The organism is Cypionkella sp., from assembly GCF_028290025.1.
In the GTDB taxonomy this organism is placed as follows: Bacteria; Pseudomonadota; Alphaproteobacteria; order Rhodobacterales; family Rhodobacteraceae; genus Cypionkella.
In genome coordinates this window covers 1-16,172 of the sequence record NZ_JAQGKQ010000106.1, presented here as the reverse complement: position 1 = coordinate 16,172, position 16,172 = coordinate 1, and the positions used below count along the sequence as shown (strand labels likewise).

General features: G+C 59.7%; 17 protein-coding genes and 2 pseudogenes. 9 read left to right on the top strand and 10 right to left on the bottom strand.

All coding sequences use genetic code 11. From position 1 onward, the window contains the following. Positions 1 to 673: 673 nt before the first annotated feature. The 4 genes from JWS10_RS18745 (at position 674) to JWS10_RS18730 (ending at position 3,264) form a co-directional block, all read left to right on the top strand. Positions 674 to 1,429: an amino acid ABC transporter substrate-binding protein gene (locus tag JWS10_RS18745; protein ID WP_299509314.1), complete on the top strand. Its 756-nt coding sequence runs from the start codon at positions 674 to 676 to the stop codon at positions 1,427 to 1,429. 4 nt (positions 1,430 to 1,433) lie between these two features. Continuing rightward, a complete protein-coding gene (locus tag JWS10_RS18740; protein ID WP_299509313.1) occupies positions 1,434 to 2,108 on the top strand; it encodes an amino acid ABC transporter permease in 675 nt (224 codons plus the stop codon). Next, positions 2,105 to 2,836 carry an amino acid ABC transporter ATP-binding protein gene (locus JWS10_RS18735; RefSeq protein WP_299509312.1) on the top strand — a complete coding sequence of 244 codons (732 nt, stop codon included), beginning with the start codon at positions 2,105 to 2,107 and terminating at the stop codon, positions 2,834 to 2,836. Before JWS10_RS18740 ends, JWS10_RS18735 begins: the two co-directional genes overlap by 4 nt. 233 nt (positions 2,837 to 3,069) lie before the next feature. Continuing rightward, positions 3,070 to 3,264 carry a hypothetical protein gene (locus JWS10_RS18730; RefSeq protein WP_299509311.1) on the top strand — a complete coding sequence of 65 codons (195 nt, stop codon included), beginning with the start codon at positions 3,070 to 3,072 and terminating at the stop codon, positions 3,262 to 3,264. A 68-nt stretch (positions 3,265 to 3,332) separates the two neighbouring features. Here JWS10_RS18730 and JWS10_RS18725 read toward each other — a convergent pair whose 3' ends face one another. Next, positions 3,333 to 3,650: a hypothetical protein gene (locus JWS10_RS18725; RefSeq protein WP_299509310.1), complete on the bottom strand. Its 318-nt coding sequence runs from the start codon at positions 3,648 to 3,650 to the stop codon at positions 3,333 to 3,335. Positions 3,651 to 3,732: 82 nt separating this feature from the next. Between JWS10_RS18725 and JWS10_RS18720 the strand changes: the two genes are divergently transcribed. Then, positions 3,733 to 4,275, top strand: a complete 543-nt coding sequence (locus JWS10_RS18720) for a hypothetical protein (RefSeq protein ID WP_366943558.1) — start codon at positions 3,733 to 3,735, stop codon at positions 4,273 to 4,275. A 19-nt stretch (positions 4,276 to 4,294) separates the two neighbouring features. On the opposite strand, the gene JWS10_RS18715 is transcribed toward JWS10_RS18720, so the two are convergent. Beyond that, positions 4,295 to 4,678, bottom strand: coding sequence for a hypothetical protein (locus JWS10_RS18715; protein ID WP_299509309.1), 384 nt, complete (start codon positions 4,676 to 4,678; stop codon positions 4,295 to 4,297). 369 nt (positions 4,679 to 5,047) lie between these two features. After that, the gene (locus JWS10_RS18710; RefSeq protein WP_299509308.1) at positions 5,048 to 5,536 is read right to left on the bottom strand and encodes a hypothetical protein; all 489 of its coding nucleotides are present in this window, start codon (positions 5,534 to 5,536) and stop codon (positions 5,048 to 5,050) included. Positions 5,537 to 5,897: 361 nt separating this feature from the next. Between JWS10_RS18710 and JWS10_RS18705 the strand changes: the two genes are divergently transcribed. Next, entirely contained in the window at positions 5,898 to 6,359 is a 462-nt protein-coding gene (locus tag JWS10_RS18705; protein ID WP_299509307.1) for a hypothetical protein, read from the top strand. A 161-nt stretch (positions 6,360 to 6,520) separates the two neighbouring features. Then, complete coding sequence (locus tag JWS10_RS18700; RefSeq protein WP_299509306.1) at positions 6,521 to 6,670, top strand: hypothetical protein; 150 nt, start codon at positions 6,521 to 6,523, stop codon at positions 6,668 to 6,670. A 408-nt stretch (positions 6,671 to 7,078) separates the two neighbouring features. On the opposite strand, the gene JWS10_RS21280 is transcribed toward JWS10_RS18700, so the two are convergent. Next, a complete protein-coding gene (locus JWS10_RS21280; protein WP_366943557.1) occupies positions 7,079 to 7,303 on the bottom strand; it encodes an acyl-homoserine-lactone synthase in 225 nt (74 codons plus the stop codon). 670 nt (positions 7,304 to 7,973) lie between these two features. Then, positions 7,974 to 8,723, bottom strand: a complete 750-nt coding sequence (locus tag JWS10_RS18695; protein WP_299509315.1) for an SDR family oxidoreductase — start codon at positions 8,721 to 8,723, stop codon at positions 7,974 to 7,976. 305 nt (positions 8,724 to 9,028) lie between these two features. Here JWS10_RS18695 and JWS10_RS21275 point away from each other — a divergent pair, with 305 nt between their 5' ends. Continuing rightward, the gene (locus JWS10_RS21275) at positions 9,029 to 9,184 is read left to right on the top strand and encodes a WGR domain-containing protein (RefSeq protein WP_366943556.1); all 156 of its coding nucleotides are present in this window, start codon (positions 9,029 to 9,031) and stop codon (positions 9,182 to 9,184) included. 512 nt (positions 9,185 to 9,696) lie between these two features. Here JWS10_RS21275 and JWS10_RS18685 read toward each other — a convergent pair. Together JWS10_RS18685 and JWS10_RS18680 are read right to left on the bottom strand one after the other, a co-directional pair. Then, positions 9,697 to 10,497 (bottom strand): M55 family metallopeptidase, encoded by an 801-nt coding sequence (locus tag JWS10_RS18685; RefSeq protein ID WP_299509304.1) that lies wholly within the window; start codon positions 10,495 to 10,497, stop codon positions 9,697 to 9,699. Between the two features lie 13 nt (positions 10,498 to 10,510). After that, positions 10,511 to 11,983, bottom strand: coding sequence for a CoA transferase (locus JWS10_RS18680; RefSeq protein ID WP_299509303.1), 1,473 nt, complete (start codon positions 11,981 to 11,983; stop codon positions 10,511 to 10,513). A gap of 194 nt (positions 11,984 to 12,177) precedes the next feature. On the opposite strand from JWS10_RS18680, the gene JWS10_RS18675 reads away from it, so the two are divergent. Beyond that, entirely contained in the window at positions 12,178 to 13,149 is a 972-nt protein-coding gene (locus JWS10_RS18675) for a LysR substrate-binding domain-containing protein (protein WP_299509302.1), read from the top strand. 249 nt (positions 13,150 to 13,398) lie between these two features. Here the strand turns inward: JWS10_RS18675 and JWS10_RS18670 are convergent. The 3 genes and pseudogenes from JWS10_RS18670 to JWS10_RS18660 all read right to left on the bottom strand — a co-directional run. Beyond that, positions 13,399 to 13,615: pseudogene (locus JWS10_RS18670) on the bottom strand (DUF736 domain-containing protein); the annotation flags it as partial. Positions 13,616 to 13,886: 271 nt separating this feature from the next. After that, positions 13,887 to 14,525, bottom strand: a complete 639-nt coding sequence (locus JWS10_RS18665; RefSeq protein WP_299509301.1) for a hypothetical protein — start codon at positions 14,523 to 14,525, stop codon at positions 13,887 to 13,889. Between the two features lie 167 nt (positions 14,526 to 14,692). Further along, positions 14,693 to 15,765: pseudogene (locus JWS10_RS18660) on the bottom strand (ParB N-terminal domain-containing protein); the annotation flags it as partial. Positions 15,766 to 16,172 lie beyond the last annotated feature (407 nt).

Sequence of the window (16,172 nt, the reverse complement as noted above, 5' to 3'; positions counted from 1 at the left end):
GGAGCAGCCCTTCTTGATACCTTGCAGAACGACAGACAGGCAATTGGTCTGCCCTTCTCTCTTGGGGGAAAAGTGAGCGCCTATATGTCAAAATTATGAGCATATAACATCATACAACATGCCGATGACACTAATTGGTAGAAATAAAAAAGCCAAGAATATGTCGGTCACAAGCTCAGTGGTGGTTGATTGACCATCGGCGCAATCGCAAAGTCTCGTCTGCCAAGCGCACGCTTGAAGCGAATTCATTTGGGAATTGCGCGCGCTATTGCTGATTTAGCACTGTTCCAACTCGAACGCACGAAGCCGGCAGTGTGCTGAGGCTGTCTGCTTCCATTCGGCTGCACCGCCTGCCTACACCCGGACAAGGCGAAGACGCGAGGGATCGGCGCATATTGCGAATGCCGGAAGGCGCAACGCTGGTGGCACCTGCAAAACCGATGACCGTTCCTGTGAGTCGCTCAATCGCGGCGACATGAAACGGTGGTGCAGAGCAGACCGTTGTTCACTGCTCACGAAGCAGCTGAGGAAAAGAGACCTAAATCCACCTGAAATCGGGGATCGCTCTCCGGCAGTGCCCCAGACCGAGCCCTGCCGTGCTTGTTTCCCAAATCTTCTTGATCTCGGCAACTCTCGCAACATTTTAAGTAGATCGGGTTATAAGGAGCATCAGATGTTGAAATCTCTAGCACTTGCGGCGCTGCTGGCCGCAACCGTAGTTCTTCCTGCCGCTGCAGAGACCATTCGTGTCGGCATGTCCGGCGGATATTTCCCCTTCACCTTTGTTCGGCAGGACAAGTTGCAGGGCTTCGAGGTCGATCTGATGAACGCCCTTGCAGAGCGGACGGGCGATACGGTGGAATTCTCGACCATGTCATTCTCTGGTCTGATTGGCGCTCTGGAATCCGGTCGCATCGACACGGTTGCAAACCAGATTACCATCACCCCCGAGCGCGCCGCAAAATTCGCCTTTAGCCAGCCCTACGTTTATGATGGCGCGCAAGTGGTGGTGAAAAAGGGCAACGAGACAGAAATCACCGGCGTTGAAAGCCTGAAGGGCAGGTCGGTAGGCGTAAACCTCGGCTCCAACTTCGAGCAGCTACTGCGCGCCTTGCCGTACGCCAGCGAAATCGACATCCGCACCTACGAAAGCAATATCGAGCAGGACACGGCGCTGGGTCGGATCGACGCCTTCGTGATGGACCGGGTTTCGTCGGCGCAGGTGATCAAGGAAAGCCCGTTGCCGCTGGCACTGGCTGGCCCCCCATTCAGCGAGATCCAGAACGCCTTGCCCTTCCGCAACGATGCCGCAGGTCTGGCCCTGCGTGACAAGCTGGATGCGGCACTGACCAAGATGAAGGCCGACGGTACGCTGAAAGCTATTTCCGAAAAATGGCTGGGTCTTGACGTGACCGCGCCGACAGGCTGACGCTATGCGGGCTCTTGACGTTGATTACATGCTTGGTCTGGTATCGGTCATTCTGGGCTATGTTCCGCTGACCATTGGTATGGCGCTGGCCGCGATGGTCTGCGCTTTGCTGCTGGCCTGCCTGATGGCGGTGGAGCGGGTGATGCGGGTTCCGGTGCTGGACCAGTTTGTGCAGTTGTTCATCAGCTTTTTCCGCGGTACGCCCCTGCTGGTGCAGTTGTTTTTGTTTTACTACGGCCTGCCGCAAATCCTGCCTGTTCTATCCGGGATCAATGGCGTGACGGCGGCAATCATCGGGCTGACGCTGCATTTTTCCGCCTATATGGCGGAAAGCATCCGCGCCGCGATCCTTGGCGTTGACCGCAGCCAATGGGAGGCAGCGCAGGCCGTCGGCATGACACAAGCGCAGTCGATGCGCCGCATCGTATTGCCGCAGGCGGCCCGGGTGGCCGCACCTACTTTGGTCAACTATTTCATCGACATGATAAAAAGCACCTCGCTTGCCTTCACCCTTGGCGTCACCGAGATGATGGGGGCGACGCAGAAAGAAGCCGCTGGCAGTTTCTTGTATTTTGAGGCGTTCCTCGTTGTGGCAGTGCTGTATTGGGCCATCGTCGAAACCCTGTCTTTCCTGCAAAAGCAGCTGGAACGCTACCTGAACAAGGCGATCACGCGATGATCAGCATTCGTGGACTGACCAAACGCTACGGGGCAAACACGGTGCTTGACGGCATCGATCTTGATATTTCGGCAGGTGAGCGTGTGGCCATCATCGGCCCCTCTGGCACCGGCAAGTCAACCTTGCTGCGCTGTCTGAACTACCTCGACCGCCCCGATAGCGGCGTGATCCGTATCGGAGATCTGACGGTTGACGCCGCAACGGCCAGCTCGGCGCAAATCCTTGCGCTGCGCCGCCGGACGGCGTTCGTGTTTCAGAACTATGCGCTGTTCGCCAACAAGACCGCCCGCGGCAACATTACGGAAGCCCTCATAACTGTGCAGCGCAAACCCCGCGCCGAGGCCGAGGCGCGCGCCAACGAAATCCTGCGTGAGATCGGCCTTTCCGACAAATCCGCGAGCTACCCCGCCGCACTTTCGGGCGGTCAACAACAGCGCATCGGCATCGGGCGCGCCATGGCACTGGGCGCCGCCCTGATGTTGCTGGACGAACCCACATCGGCGCTCGACCCCGAGTGGGTGGGCGAGGTGTTGGACCTGATGCGCCAGGTGGCCGAACGGCGGCAGACCATGCTGATCGTCACGCATGAGATGCAGTTCGCGCGCGAAATTGCCGACCGGATTATCTTCATGGACGGTGGGCGCATCGTGGAGGAAGGAACCCCTGCCCAAATCTTCGACACGCCGAAGGACATTCGCACAGCAAACTTCCTGCGCCGCGTCAGGTAGATATCGGGTTCGACATCGTAAGTGGCAAAGATTGCGGGGCTGGAGCGGTTCATCATAAGGCAGAAAGTCGCTCGTGCTCTACCGAAGGGCGCACTCCTGCGGGGCTGCGGATCGTCATTCGGCAAACCCGCATTGGGGATCCGTCAGACAGCCATTTCCATACTGTGGCCCGGCGCGAATCCCCTTCATAGCCTCATTAAGGGGACCTCTCGCTTGGTAATTTGGGATCCATCATGCAGATGCAGCGTCAGCGACTGGTCGGGGTATGTATCCCGGATCGTGCCGATGGTACGCGCGATTTGGCCGGGAGTTGCCCGGCCCAACGTGTCGGAGAGGCCGATATCTTCCAACACAATCTCGGACTCACCCGCCAGTTCGAAACCTCGGCGATGGTAGCCATCAGCTGTGCCGTCGTGATCTCGCCTTGAAAATTGCAACCGAAGGCGGCACTGATGCCGCCTGGTGACTGGCACGCCATTTGCGCGGAACATCGCAATCAGCGCCCGGCGCGTCTCGCGTTGCTTTCCAGAGTGGAGTTTTGATCGCGCGCAAGAAAGGCGGTCGAAGCGCACAGGTTAATGCTGCCTTCGATCTTCAACCGTCCCGTCGCGATTGCACAAGTGAGCCCCTGTTCGTTCAGGCAAAGGCCCGTGTAATGCACACCGGATTGCGGCGTGATACCAGCGACGACAGCCTCAGCGTCCGCCCATTGCGGGACACGCCTGGAGGTTACGAACGCCACGACCTGAATCTCGGCCAAGCCGGTCTGCGACAGTGCGTCGATCAACGCAATCTTGTCGGCAGTTGAGATCACATTGGTTTCGATCTGAATGCCTTCACGCGGACCGTCAAACTGACGCAGTGTTATTATGTTCTCACACTCATTCTGAATTTTGATGTTTTGTTATGACAATGTATCGTTTTTAACGATGCTTTGCCTGCCTGTAACCTTGCGCCAGTGTCGGGAGCAAAGGACCGGAGAATTAGGTCACTTGATAAGCAGATTGTTGGTGGGACAGCCCTTCCTCCGCCTTGATCCAAGCATTTCGCGAATACACACGTCGATCATTAGTGATTGTCTCGACAGGATACCTGGTTGCGTTGGGCTGATGCCGTTTTATCATGGCCGTCGCATGGTCGGTCCCGCGCTGACCGTGCGAACCCGCGCAGGCGACAATCTCTCCATTCATCAGGAGCTTGATGTTGCCCGGCCGGGCCATATCATCGTGGTGGATGGGGCAGGCTACACAAGTCGCGCCCTTGTGGCTGAAATCATGAAAGCGATTGCGGAGTCGCGGGGCGTCAAAGGTTTTGTCATTGACGGGGCTATCCGTGATGTCGATGCCTTCCGCCGGTCGGATTTTCCGTGCTTTGCGCGGGTAGCATCCATGTTGGGCCTTACGGACGTTCACCACGGCGGCAACCTGTCTTACCGTTGATCCGGTCATCCGGCCTTCTTCACCGACCCGCAAGAAAGCATCCAATCGCGGCGAGCTGAATTGCGGCGGCGCAGAGGAACAGCGAAGCCGATCCCGTCGCATCGCCCCCCTCACTCCCGCGCAGCAGACCAAACGCGGCCGGCGCAAATGCATATCCTGCCTGGCCGATGGCTACGATCAGCGGCACTACGCGGGCGGTCTCAGCCGGAGGAAACTCCTGTTGCGCGATCAGCGGCGGCAGCGATGTGGCATTCCCGATCCCCAGCCCGAACAGCGCAATACCCAGAAAAAGCCATGGCCCTCCGTCGCCTGCTGCCAGAATGAACAGCAGCGAACCGATCACCTGCACAGCGTAGCTGGCACAGGCAATAAGGCGGCGGTCGGCGGAGACGGCATCACCCAACCAACCAGCGACCGCCCAAGGATCGCGGCAACAGTTGCGCCGCCCATGGCAAAGCCCGCCAGACCCTCCCCCAGCACCGGAACCAGCAGCGAGAACACATGCGCCAGCAGCCGATCTGGGCAAACAGCCCGAGCGTCATGCCAGCCGCAAGAGACAGGAACTTGGGGTTGCGAAACAACGATTCGCGCGCAACAGAACCGCCCTGTGCCTATGGCCGGGCGGCTCTGCCTTCCACCCCGTCCGGGTATTGTCCTATGCTTTCAGGCGTGTGTCTGAAGACAAGCCCCGACAGGACCGCAACGACAGCAACGACAGCAACCATGACACCGCCAATCATCAGCGCAGCATGCGCAAAGCCGACACCCGCAATCAACGCGATCCAGAGCGGCAAGAATATGACACCCCAAGGCTCGCGCCATTGTAGGCCATGCTAAGCGCTGCGGGGCGATGCAGGCTGAACCAAGGCGCTATAAGGGCATTCACAGCGGCGGCCCCCATCGCGACCCAGCCCGCCCCACTGGCCATCGCCGCCCCGAACAGTTGCCACGGCTGTTTTGCCAATGCCCAGCCAGCGATCCCCAGCGCTAACAACGAAGCCCCTGCAACCGTTATTCTGGTCACACCAAAGCACCGATAAAGGCGCGGCAGATTGGCCACGACGCCCGCACCCAGCAGAAAATGCACCGTCACCGCCGCCGAGACCATCGCCACCGGCCAGCCGGTCCGGGCAACGACGGCATAAAGAAACACAGGCGGGCCAGAGAAGCCGACACCCCAGCCGAAGCTGGCGAGCAGAAATGTGGCAGCGACGACATGCCAGCCGAAGAACGGCTGTGCGTTGGGTGCAGGCAGGGGCATGAAAAAACCTTCGTTGATGTCCGTTCGGGTATGTACGCAATTTTGCTCTGAATGCTTCGGTGGAGACCGAAGCATTCCCAGTGGTTCTGTGCCAAGATCCGATCAGCCAGAGGAGCTCACATGGCCACATCGAACCGCATCGCCGAGGTTGCCGCTGCCATAGGTGAGCCTGCGCGCGCCGCCATGCTGGCAGCGCTGATGGATGGACGCGCTTTAACCGCAACCGAACTGGCCGCCGTCGCTGCGGTCACGCCCCAGACAGCCAGCGGCCATAGCCCGCCTGGTCTCCGTCGGGTTGATCGCGGTCGGGAAACAGGGCCGCCACCGCTATCACCGCCTCGCCAGCCCCGAGGTGGCGCGGATGATCGAAAGCGTCATGCAGATCGCGGGCGGTGTCCCACTGACACGGCTATTGCCGCGTGTTGGCCCCAAGGATGCGGCGCTGCGTCAGGCGCGCACCTGCTACGACCATCTGGCAGGCGCACTTGGCGTCGGCATCGCGGATGCGCTGCGCGCCAATGGTCTGGTCGAGATCGCTGGCGATGCAGCCTCCCTGACGGAGACCGGACACGTGCAGATGCAGGCCCTAGGCATCCTCGCGCCAGACGGCAACTCACGCAGCAACCGCCCGGTCTGCCGTCCCTGTCTGGACTGGAGCGAGCGCCGCCCGCATCTTGCAGGCGTTCTGGGGGCCGCCATCTGCACCCATGCGCTGGAAAAGGGCTGGGTCCGGCGCCGCCTCGGAACGCGGGCGCTGGAGATCACACCTGCGGGCAGGATCGGGTTCAGGCACGCCTTTGGGGTGGAATCTGCTGCCAGCTGATATGCCTACGGCTAGACAGATAAATTATGTGCGCAGCCAGGCACATTCAATGCGGGCAGCGGGCTCCAAGGTGCCCTGCTTCCAGAACACACCACATCGCGCCAACGGTAATTGCGATCGGTAGCAGACCCATCCCCTGTCCGATCTCGTTGATCAGGCCGATGACCAAGGACTTTTCCTGCGGGTTGTCTCACGACGGCGATGGCGAGGCGACCGCCTGCTCCCTCAGGCGGGCCGAGTTCGGCCAGATAGTAGGCAAGGATGTTGTTGAAGGCGTTGATGACCAGGCGACCGATATGGCGCGAAACTGACAGGCTTTCGACCACGCCATTGTCCGAGCAGTGACTCCGCTGCCGATCTGGCTATATGCAATTCGCTTCGCGTGTCGGGCAAGCAAACGCTAAAAATCTGCCCAAACTACTCGAGACAATGCCGCCCAATGCCCTTGACTTGTAGCCATAGCTGCGCGCAATACGTGAAAAACCGGGTCCACCCCAAAGAGGCACCGTTTTTTGCCTCGCGCGCGAATATGGTCATTTGCTGTGTCCAGTACTTGACGGGTCGCGATCGGTGAGGCGTAGTCAGACACGAGACGAGTTAGCTCCTAGGAAGTTGCATCTGTCGGCGGCTCTTCTCAGCAGAGACTTTGAGGCAGGTCGATAATGCCTCTGACCGCGTCGAGGATGATGTAACTATAACTGATGGCCTACGCTGGCATTTCACCTTAGCAGCCGTGCGCCTGCAACGACCCGATCGCCCTGGTGTGCGATGACGTATGTCGCATGACCCAAGGTGTCATATTGCTCAAATTCAATGTCTTTATGGCTTTGAAGAGACCAGTCCATCCGATCGATGAACACTCGTCGTCTTAAGACCAGAAATGCGCGAACCAAATCCCACCGCGCAGAGGCGTCATCGATGAAAGTAACTGATATTTGAAGCATATGCGGACACCACTGGGTTGTGTTTGGTACAAATTACACCAGATGAGGGGCGTCCGCCCAGAGGCATACCGGATGGGGTAAGCTTTCAGACCGAGGGGGTCAAAAGTTATCCCGTCTTGTTTCAGGTTGTGACCATTGATGCGACCCTTCGCGCCTTGTCGCACTCGGGGTAAATCGTCGCGCTGAACATCCGTTACATGGCGCCGAAATTATACCATGTGACCTATGCTGCCGAATGGGTGGATCATTGCGGCACCGAGCACCAACCGGCAGTTTCACGCTTCGGATATTTGCCGATTGAATAGGTCAGGCTGCATATGACGCGGGTGTGCTCAACGTCATCAGGCAGTACAATTGCCAGAGGTTCGCCGCCACGCTTGCGTCCATGGCCGGGCGGTGATAGACGGTGATATCTCAAAATGAATGGGGATGCTGAGCGCTCGGTTGGCGACGTGTCCATGCGCCCGACGCACCGCATCGCGACAATTTCATTCGGATCGCGCCGACTTACTTGCGGTGTACAATTGCGCGAAATGATTTGGTACGAGCCCCCCAGATGCCAGACAAAACTCCTAACCCTTCGGCCGCGAGCCCCCGGGGCATCGGCCATGTCAAAAACGTCCCAAACGACCGCTCCGGTTCTACTGCTCATAAGGCCCATAGCCATCTCCTAATAGCCGGCGGTAACGCCAAAATCCATCGAAAGCGCCGCCCCGGTGATCGGTGCCGCTTCAGGCGCACAAATGTACGCGACAAAACGGGCCACTTCCTCAGGTGTGATAAATCGGGCCGCTGCACCCTGCGGGTAATGAGATAACAGTCTGCGCTTGTAGCCTTCCGGGTCATCGCCGCCATACTGCTGGGCTTGGAATTCGATCATTGGCGTCGCGACATCGCTTGGGCACAACGCGTTTACGCGAATTTGGCGCGGCGCCAATTCCAAAGCAAGTGCCTTGGTCAATAGGACAAGCCCGCCTTTCGAAGCGCAATAAAGAGCGGCACCGGCGTTGCCAACCAAGCCCGCATCTGACGCGATATTAACGATTGACGCCCCCGCCTTCAGATGCGGCAACGATGCTTGAATTAGAAAGAACGCCCCCTTCAGGTTTACGTCCATCACCAGATCCCAGTCCGCTTCGGACACGGCCTCTGCGTTGCCTTCTCGCCAGACACCCGCTGCATTGACCAGAACATCCAACCGACCTGCCCAGCTGATCACACGCGCGATCACCTCTTGACAAGAAGCCAAGTTTCGAAGGTTCAAAGGCACAGCCAAAGCCGTGCGCGGGTCGGCGCCTAGCAAATCTACGCTCTCCTCAAGCCCGGTCGAAGCCAGATCCGCTATAGCCACCCGATAACCCTTCTGGGCAAAGGTGGCCGCGATAACGCGACCCATGCCCCCGGCTCCACCAGCGACCAAGGCGACTAGCCTGTCTTCAGTTCCTGTCAATTCTCTGATCCTTCTTGGCCTCAATGGCCGGCCGCTAGTTCACAAGCAGCAAGTTGACTTAGCACAGCGCAATGTTCGGACTCCATGGGGAAGCACAGTCCTTGGCAAGGCAATGACAGACACGCTGTGAGAACGAAGCTTTCGTTCAAATGGCGAGCCAATAGTTCTGACGCTCGCAACGCGCAGCATCCTCCATCACCGTTTTGAATCGATTTCGGGTTACCGATTCATAAATGTCATTGGACGCCGATGCATAGGCTTGGCATACTGAAAGCATGACTGAAATTGGCGATACAGCGGTTCATCTTATCCGTGTCGACGCGGACCAGAACATGGCCCGGTTCTACGAGATGTCGGTGCAGCCAACGTTTTTCGGCGAAGCGACCGTCTTTCGCAACCGGGGACGCAGCGGAATCCGGGGCAGCCGATGATGGTGACCTACGCAGAGGCAAACGAATCAGCCGCGGCGGGCGCCAAATTGGAAGGTCAGAAACAACGGCGTAGCTACCGATAATAGGATAGGCATTCGCGACACAACCCGCAGCTCGGCGGGTTTGGGTCGGAACAACCGGCATCCCGGTGAGATGCACCGATCCGACCTCGGCGTTGGGCGCGCATATCTGGAACGCGAACAGATCGTCGATGGTCTCGCCAGACTTCACATTGGAATCGATTTCCAACCATGCACTTCGATCCCGGCAAAGAACATCGGTGCGCCTATTCGGCAGGCGCAAACCACTGAATGCCGCGCGGTTTCGGCTCAGAAAGCGGCCTCACCGGCACGAGGCAGCGAGAACCGGACCCAAGCAGCGGGACGGAGTGCTCAAGCCTGAGAACATGAAAGCAAAAGCCCTGTCCGTCAGAATAGGCGCCTCTTGCGTTCCGGCGCGAAGACCGCGTGACGGTGTAATTCTTCCATATGCCGCGCGTCTTCTGCTTAGACTCACAGGACGGTAAAGCGGATGGCGCGCTGCACTTCGAAAAAATCGTTCGACCTGAAACGCAGGATGCGGGGCGCGGGATAGTCCATGCCGGGATACCAGCTGCCGCGGTAGGCATCGACGGGATTGGTGAACTCAATCTCCAGCTCCCACAGATCAGACCGTGCGGGCAAACCGCCTTTGGGAGCGGTTGATAGAGCGGCTTGCACGCCTTCCCGGATAGCGACCGTCGAACGGGCCGGGCTCATCGAGCGTGATGCCGGGCCGAAACCCTCGCTGGTGGCTACCGTGACGATACCGGGGATGGCCGCTTTGGCGGCATCGCACATGCCCCTATCGCCCGACAAAAACACAGACGGCACGCCGTAGCGGGCGGCGCAGTGTGAATTCAGAGTGAACTCTGACGCGGGCACTCCATTCAGCAGAATGCGCTGGATGCGTCCGGTAAGCGTATGGGCCAGCGGGTTGCTGTCGGCCCCGGCCCTGTCGTGGTAACCCGTGTAAATCGCCGCATCAAAGCCGTCATCAAGGCCGAACATCATCAAGTCAGGATGGCCGCTCCACCCGCGCACGATGCTGACATAGTCGGGCAGCTTTGACAGGATTAGGTTGCGGGCACTGGCGTGTGCGTCCTTCACGAGGATTTCCGTCGCCCCGGCAGCGCGGGCACCTTGGCACGCGGCGACCAACTCGTCTGTCATGTACTCGCGAAACTCTGCCCATTCCGGATGCTCGCGGTTGCCCTCGGCATGTTCGGTGATGCCCGCGGTGCCCTCGATATCGGCGCTGATGAAGACTTTCATGGGGTGTTCCCTATTATGCGAGTTCGGCAATCGACTGGATCAGCCGATCAACTTGTTGTGGGCTGTGTTCGGAAAAGACTGCGATGCGCAGTGTGGCCGTATCGGGCGCATCGGAATAACCGGACGCCGGCGTCAGCTTGACCACGATGTCACGCGCAGCCAATCTTGTCACAAGCGCAGTCAGATCGCGGCCCGCGTCCCGTAGCGTCACGATAGGCACTGGCGTGTCGGCCAGATCGAAGCCCTCTCCACGCAAGCCATCGCGCAGGCGTTTGACATTGGCGCGCAGTCGCTGACGAAAAGACGGATCACCCGACAAAAGCCGCAGCGCAGCATGGCCCGCCCCAGCAGCAGCGGTATCAGCACCAAGCGCAGGCCCTGCACTACGCACACTTCCCGGAGTGGCGGAGAGCCTTGGCAAGACGTTGGGCACAAGGATTTGGCCGAGCCCCTCATGTGGCAGCTGGATCAGATTTTGCCGCGCCGCGATATGCGGATCAGCGCAAATGTCTGCCACGGTGTTGACTTGCGCACAAGGCACATCGCGCGCGGCGCACCACTCTACCAAATCCGCCGATGTCATTGCCAAGGTCCAAGTCTGCACCATCGCATCGACTTCAGCCGAGTGGGCGAGCCGCACCGCAACCGCACCAAACCGCTCCGGTGTGGCGAGATCGGGATGACCCATAGCCTCGGCCAGACGGGCAAACATCCGGTCGTTGGTACAAGCGATGGCAACCCAACCATCTTTGGTCCGGAACTGCCCATGCGGGCAAGCGTTCGACGTGCCCCGGCCCTGAGGGCCACGAACGGTGCCAAAGGCCGCATAGGCAGGCACCATGTCGTCCAGAATCCGCAAGACCGGCTCGTAAAGCGCCAGATCAATGTACTGCCCTACGCCGTCCTGATCACGTGCCCGAAGCGCAAGCAACAGCCCCACCGCCCCATAAACGCCAGTGACGTAATCGGCGAGCGAGGTGGAACCCGGCGTCAGCGGCGGGCCACCGTCTTCCCCCGTCAGATGCGCCAGCCCGCCAAACGCATGCGCAATGCGGGCGAACCCCGGTCGGTTGCGGTTCGGCCCGTCCTGACCATAGCCAGAGACGCGCAGCATGATGATGTCAGGTTTGATCACCTTCAGATCCTCATACCCCAGCCCCCACTTTTCCAGCGTGCCGGGGCGGAAGTTCTCACACACCACGTCGGACTGGGCGACCAGCTCTTTCAATATCGCGGCACCTTCCGGCACCCGCAAGTCCAGCGTCAGCGACCGCTTGTTGCGCGCCTCACTCAGCCAGCAGAACGTATCAGCCCCCTCAGCCGACGGAGTCCCGAACCGGCGCAACGGGTCGCCGGTCAATGGTTGCTCAATCTTGATGACCTCGGCCCCAAATTCGGAAAGTATCGTCGCCGACAGCGGTGCGGCGATGAAGGTCGCCAGATCTAGAACGCGGATACCGTCAAGCGGGGGTCGTGGTTGCGTCATAGGTCAGGTCATCCGGTCATGGAAAGTTTGTAGGATGCTACGCAGATGAGCGGGCGTTTGGGAAAGACAACATTGCTCTGGACCCAATTAGAAAAGTTATGGATTGAGCGACGTTAGCATTTCCATCGTCGGAAAGGCTGTGCGAGTGTTGCCTTCAACCTGCGGCTATGGCGGGCGGCAGGCAGGGAAAATATATGGATGTCAGGCAGCTTCGCTATTTTCTGGCTATCGCGCGATGCGGCAGTTTCTCTCGGGCCGCGCTAGAGCTAAACGTGGCGCAGCCTGCGCTTAGCCATCACGTCGCCAATCTTGAGGCAGAACTCGGTGTGCGCCTGCTGGACCGCAGCAAACGCGGTGTCGTAGCGACCGAATGTGGCGTGGCTTTGATGGGTCATGCCGAGATCATCCTGCGGCAGATGGCCCATGCGATGCATGATGTGCAGCGTCGGTCGGATCAGCCGTCTGGGCCAGTGACCATCGGCCTGCCAAGCTCTCTCGCTATCGAGATGACCCTGCCTCTGCTGAAAGAGATCGAGGCGCGATACCCAGCCATCGTGCCCCGGATTGTCGAGAACCATAGCGGCTATCTTGCCGATCTGCTGCTGAACGGGCAGGTCGATATCGCCATGCTGTTCGACGTGGAGGAGCCGGGGCTTTACGAACTTGAACTCGTGCTGACGGAACCGCTTATGCTGGTGTCATCCGTGTCCGGGCCGTTTGCCGGGCGAACAAGCGTTGCGATGGACGAACTGCTGGCTTTGCCGCTGATTACCACGACCGCCCAGAACGGTCTGCGCCGCCTGATCGAAAACAAAGCGGCGGAGCGTGCGATAGCGGCGACGTTCCGCATGGAACTCGATTCGCTGCAGGCAATCAAGCGGCTGGTTGCTGGGGGATACGCCAATTCTGTGCTGTCATGGTATGCGGTGCGCGAAGAAGCCGCTGCGGGCAGTCTGCATGTGGCCGCCATCACCGAACCCGAACTGTGGCGAGATGTCAGCCTTGCGCGGGCGCGCGACTGGCCGCGATCTCGCGCTGCGGATGTGGTGTGGAATATCTGCGCCGACCTCGTTCGGCAATTGACCACCAGCGATCATCTGCGCGGCAAGGTGCCTGGCAAATCCCGATTGATAAGGAAGCCACCCCAAAGTGGGGGAAAAACTTAAGACTTGCGCCTTTAACTCCATCGCGCGGATGGCGCTGGCCGACGTAGCCTCCGTTATGCACATCCAATTACTCTTGGTCGCTGTGCAACGGCGCGGTTCCATTGATCCATATCTTTTTTTTTGCGAGACATGCCAACGCTGCATGTCCGCTTCCCGCCGGGTGCGTCGACTGGAGTTGTGGAAACAATTATTTAGCCCGGGCCATTCGACCGGGGCCTTTGTTTGGCGATCAGTCGCCGCGCCACTTTTGGGGCAAGACCAGATGAGGCTGGAGCCGTCTCCGTCTTCGTCATCGTCATCGTCATCGTCATCGAAGATGATTGGCGTAGATGGGTGCTGCGAAGCTCGGATCGTCCGGCTTCAGGCCCAGATATGCGCGGCCCTCGTTCGATGTCTTCGTCCAGGCGGCGCCGATCTCAACTCGGCCGACCAAGACCCGGTGGGAGGGAGCGTTCTCGCCCAAGGCGCTGGTCGGGCCGTGAAAAAGCGCTGTCCCGAGCGGCTCGCCTGATGCCAGCGCCTCTCCATCCCGTCACATGAAAAAACGGGGTGACCGAAGCCACCCCGTTCAAGGTCATTCAGCGGCGATTGGGCGCCCGTCTGCGTCGTCTGGCTGAACCTCCTCGTCATCAAACGAGGAACGCGGGCAGCACGACATTCTCGACCCCCGCCTCCTCAACTACGGCTTCTTAGCCAAATTCCGAATCGTCCAAGCGCAGCGGCTCCGGCAGCCAGAACTAGCCTTCAAGCAGCCGCTCGGCTTTGCGCGCCATGTCGTCCTTCTTCAGATGGGCGATCAGTTCGACGGCCTGCGCCCCTGCCCCTTGGCGTACCGCCTCCAAAATGCGACCTTTGGTGACGCGGCCGAAGTAGTTGGCGACCGTCGGCTTCCAGCCCGCCTCGACCAGATCGAGCCGGGTGGTCCGGGCCAGCCGATCTGCCTCGCGCAGACGACGGTCGAGCCCGTTCTGGCTGATGCCCATGCCGCTATAGGGGTTCGGACGCTCATAGAGTGCGTTCACCCCGAAGCTGAGGCAATGAGAGAGAAGAGCCGGACGGCTCGCCTCATCCAATGTATGCAGCCAGTCCCAAAGGGCGTCATCCCCCTGCCCCAGCGGCATATCTTCGCGCCAGCCAGCGTGCCGCGTGTCGATGTTTTGCGCCGGAACGCTGTCGGCAAGATCAGCGGACTGCACCGGCAGGGAAATGTCCAGCACGGTCGCCTCCATGGCCGCACCGGAAGCGCGGCTCACAAAGCAATCTAGGACCAGTTTGTGCAAGAGCGCCGTGATCGCGATGTACGGGTTGTTCGCCACGGCGTCCCGCAGCGCCAGGGTGCGATGTGCCGTCAGTTCGAGGACCCGCCGTTCGGGCAAAGGCTTGATCGCATCGCCTTCGTCCTCGTCATCGTCCTTAGAAGGCCGGGTCTCGCATCCGAGATGTAGATCACCGGAGCATGGCTTGCACGGATTTCCGCATCCAAGGGCGCGCTGTAGGCGCCCAAATTTGTGAGGACCTCCCCATCCGACGCAGTCGACTGTTAGTCTTCCGGACGCACAAAACTGCGCTCGATTAATATCGTGCCGTCGCTGTCGATGCTGACGAAGGCACCCGCCCGCTGGACTTGCTCCGCCTCAAACGCCATCGGACGGCGGTCGAAGGCCCCAAGGTGACGCTCGATCTCGCCAAGTCGGGCATCATCCTCTTCGGGTAGATCGTCAGCCTCGGCATACCCGGCCTCCAGTTGGTCGTATTCGTCGCGCAGCGCCTCGCGCGTAACACGCTCCTCGTCGGTCAAATCGACCGCGGTGCCCAGCAGTTCGCGCAAGCCCATGGTGTGGCCATAGGGGAAGCCGACAGCGACCTCGATCCATCTCCAGCCTTCAGCGGCGACAGTCTCGGCTTCCTCCTCCAGCTTTTCGCCCACCAGCCCTTCCAGCAGGACGGGATCTTGCAGCCAGCCGCCGTCATCCTGCTGGAAAAGGTCACGCAGAACGAACCCACCAGCCGCCTCGTAGGCATCGAGTCCGAGGAAACGAGCGCGCTTGTCGGAGGCCAGCACCGCGGTTTCGGTCAACATCCGCCGGATCTGGTAGGGCTCTTTCGACCAGGAGTTTTTGACAGCCTTCCAAACCTGCGCCTGCCGTGCATGATCACTCGATATGGTGAAAGCCATCAGTTGCTCCAGCGTCATGCCATCTTCGGCATAGACTTCCAGCAGTTCGGGCGCGACAGTGACAAGGCGCAAACGCTGTTTGACGACCTTCGCGTCGACCAAAAAGGCCGCCGCGATGGCCTCCTCGGTCATGCCTTTTTCGCGCATGGCCTGGAAAGCACGGAACTGATCCAGCGGATGCAGCGGGGCGCGCTCAATGTTCTCAGCGAGTGAAAGCTCGTCGATGAGCACGCCATCTTCGTCATGGCTAACGATGCAGGGCACCGGTACGGTCTTGGCGAGGCGTTTTTGCTTCACCAGCAGCTCCAGCGCCCGAAAGCGACGCCCGCCGGCAGGCACTTCGAACGTGCCGTTCTCGCTGCCATTATCGCCCAGCACAAGCGCACGTGCAGGCTCTGGATCAGCCCACGGCGGGCGATGGATCCGGCGAGTTCATTTTGGTGGCCTGCTCCAGCGTGGTTATGTCGACGCTGCATTTGCGCGCGCGACAAAGGCGGATATATGCTCGGAGGATCGTTTCATGCGATCTGATGAGGGTCGATACCTTTGGGCATCGATTCGGAATTGCTGGTGCAATCCTAGCATTGTGCCGAATTGTGCCAGCTGCAAGCCGCAGGTTATCGCTGAGCCAGCGAGGCGCTTTCCTATGCGCGGCTGATTCGATGGAACTTCGGCCGGATCGACTTCTTCGCGCTGCGCATTTTTGCAGCGCAATTTGCTGTCGATTCGGCAAAAAAGTATCGGTAGATCTTAGCTGCTGTAGTAGTCTGGGGCGATGCGCCCTGCTAGCGTTGTCACTACCCGGCGAAAATCTGCCAGGTGGACGACGCAAGCACCGGGCCGGGAG

Excerpts from the sequence above, each read along its gene's own strand:
- JWS10_RS18745 (WP_299509314.1), top strand. The coding sequence starts at position 674 with ATGTTGAAATCTCTAGCACTTGCGGCGCTGCTGGCCGCAACCGTAGTT.
- JWS10_RS18740 (WP_299509313.1), top strand. The coding sequence starts at position 1,434 with ATGCGGGCTCTTGACGTTGATTACATGCTTGGTCTGGTATCGGTCATT.
- JWS10_RS18735 (WP_299509312.1), top strand. The coding sequence starts at position 2,105 with ATGATCAGCATTCGTGGACTGACCAAACGCTACGGGGCAAACACGGTG.
- JWS10_RS18730 (WP_299509311.1), top strand. The coding sequence starts at position 3,070 with ATGCAGATGCAGCGTCAGCGACTGGTCGGGGTATGTATCCCGGATCGT.
- JWS10_RS18720 (WP_366943558.1), top strand. The coding sequence starts at position 3,733 with ATGTTTTGTTATGACAATGTATCGTTTTTAACGATGCTTTGCCTGCCT.
- JWS10_RS18710 (WP_299509308.1), bottom strand. The coding sequence starts at position 5,536 with ATGCCCCTGCCTGCACCCAACGCACAGCCGTTCTTCGGCTGGCATGTC.
- JWS10_RS18705 (WP_299509307.1), top strand. The coding sequence starts at position 5,898 with ATGATCGAAAGCGTCATGCAGATCGCGGGCGGTGTCCCACTGACACGG.
- JWS10_RS18700 (WP_299509306.1), top strand. The coding sequence starts at position 6,521 with ATGACCAAGGACTTTTCCTGCGGGTTGTCTCACGACGGCGATGGCGAG.
- JWS10_RS21280 (WP_366943557.1), bottom strand. The coding sequence starts at position 7,303 with ATGCTTCAAATATCAGTTACTTTCATCGATGACGCCTCTGCGCGGTGG.
- JWS10_RS21275 (WP_366943556.1), top strand. The coding sequence starts at position 9,029 with ATGACTGAAATTGGCGATACAGCGGTTCATCTTATCCGTGTCGACGCG.
- JWS10_RS18685 (WP_299509304.1), bottom strand. The coding sequence starts at position 10,497 with ATGAAAGTCTTCATCAGCGCCGATATCGAGGGCACCGCGGGCATCACC.
- JWS10_RS18680 (WP_299509303.1), bottom strand. The coding sequence starts at position 11,983 with ATGACGCAACCACGACCCCCGCTTGACGGTATCCGCGTTCTAGATCTG.
- JWS10_RS18675 (WP_299509302.1), top strand. The coding sequence starts at position 12,178 with ATGGATGTCAGGCAGCTTCGCTATTTTCTGGCTATCGCGCGATGCGGC.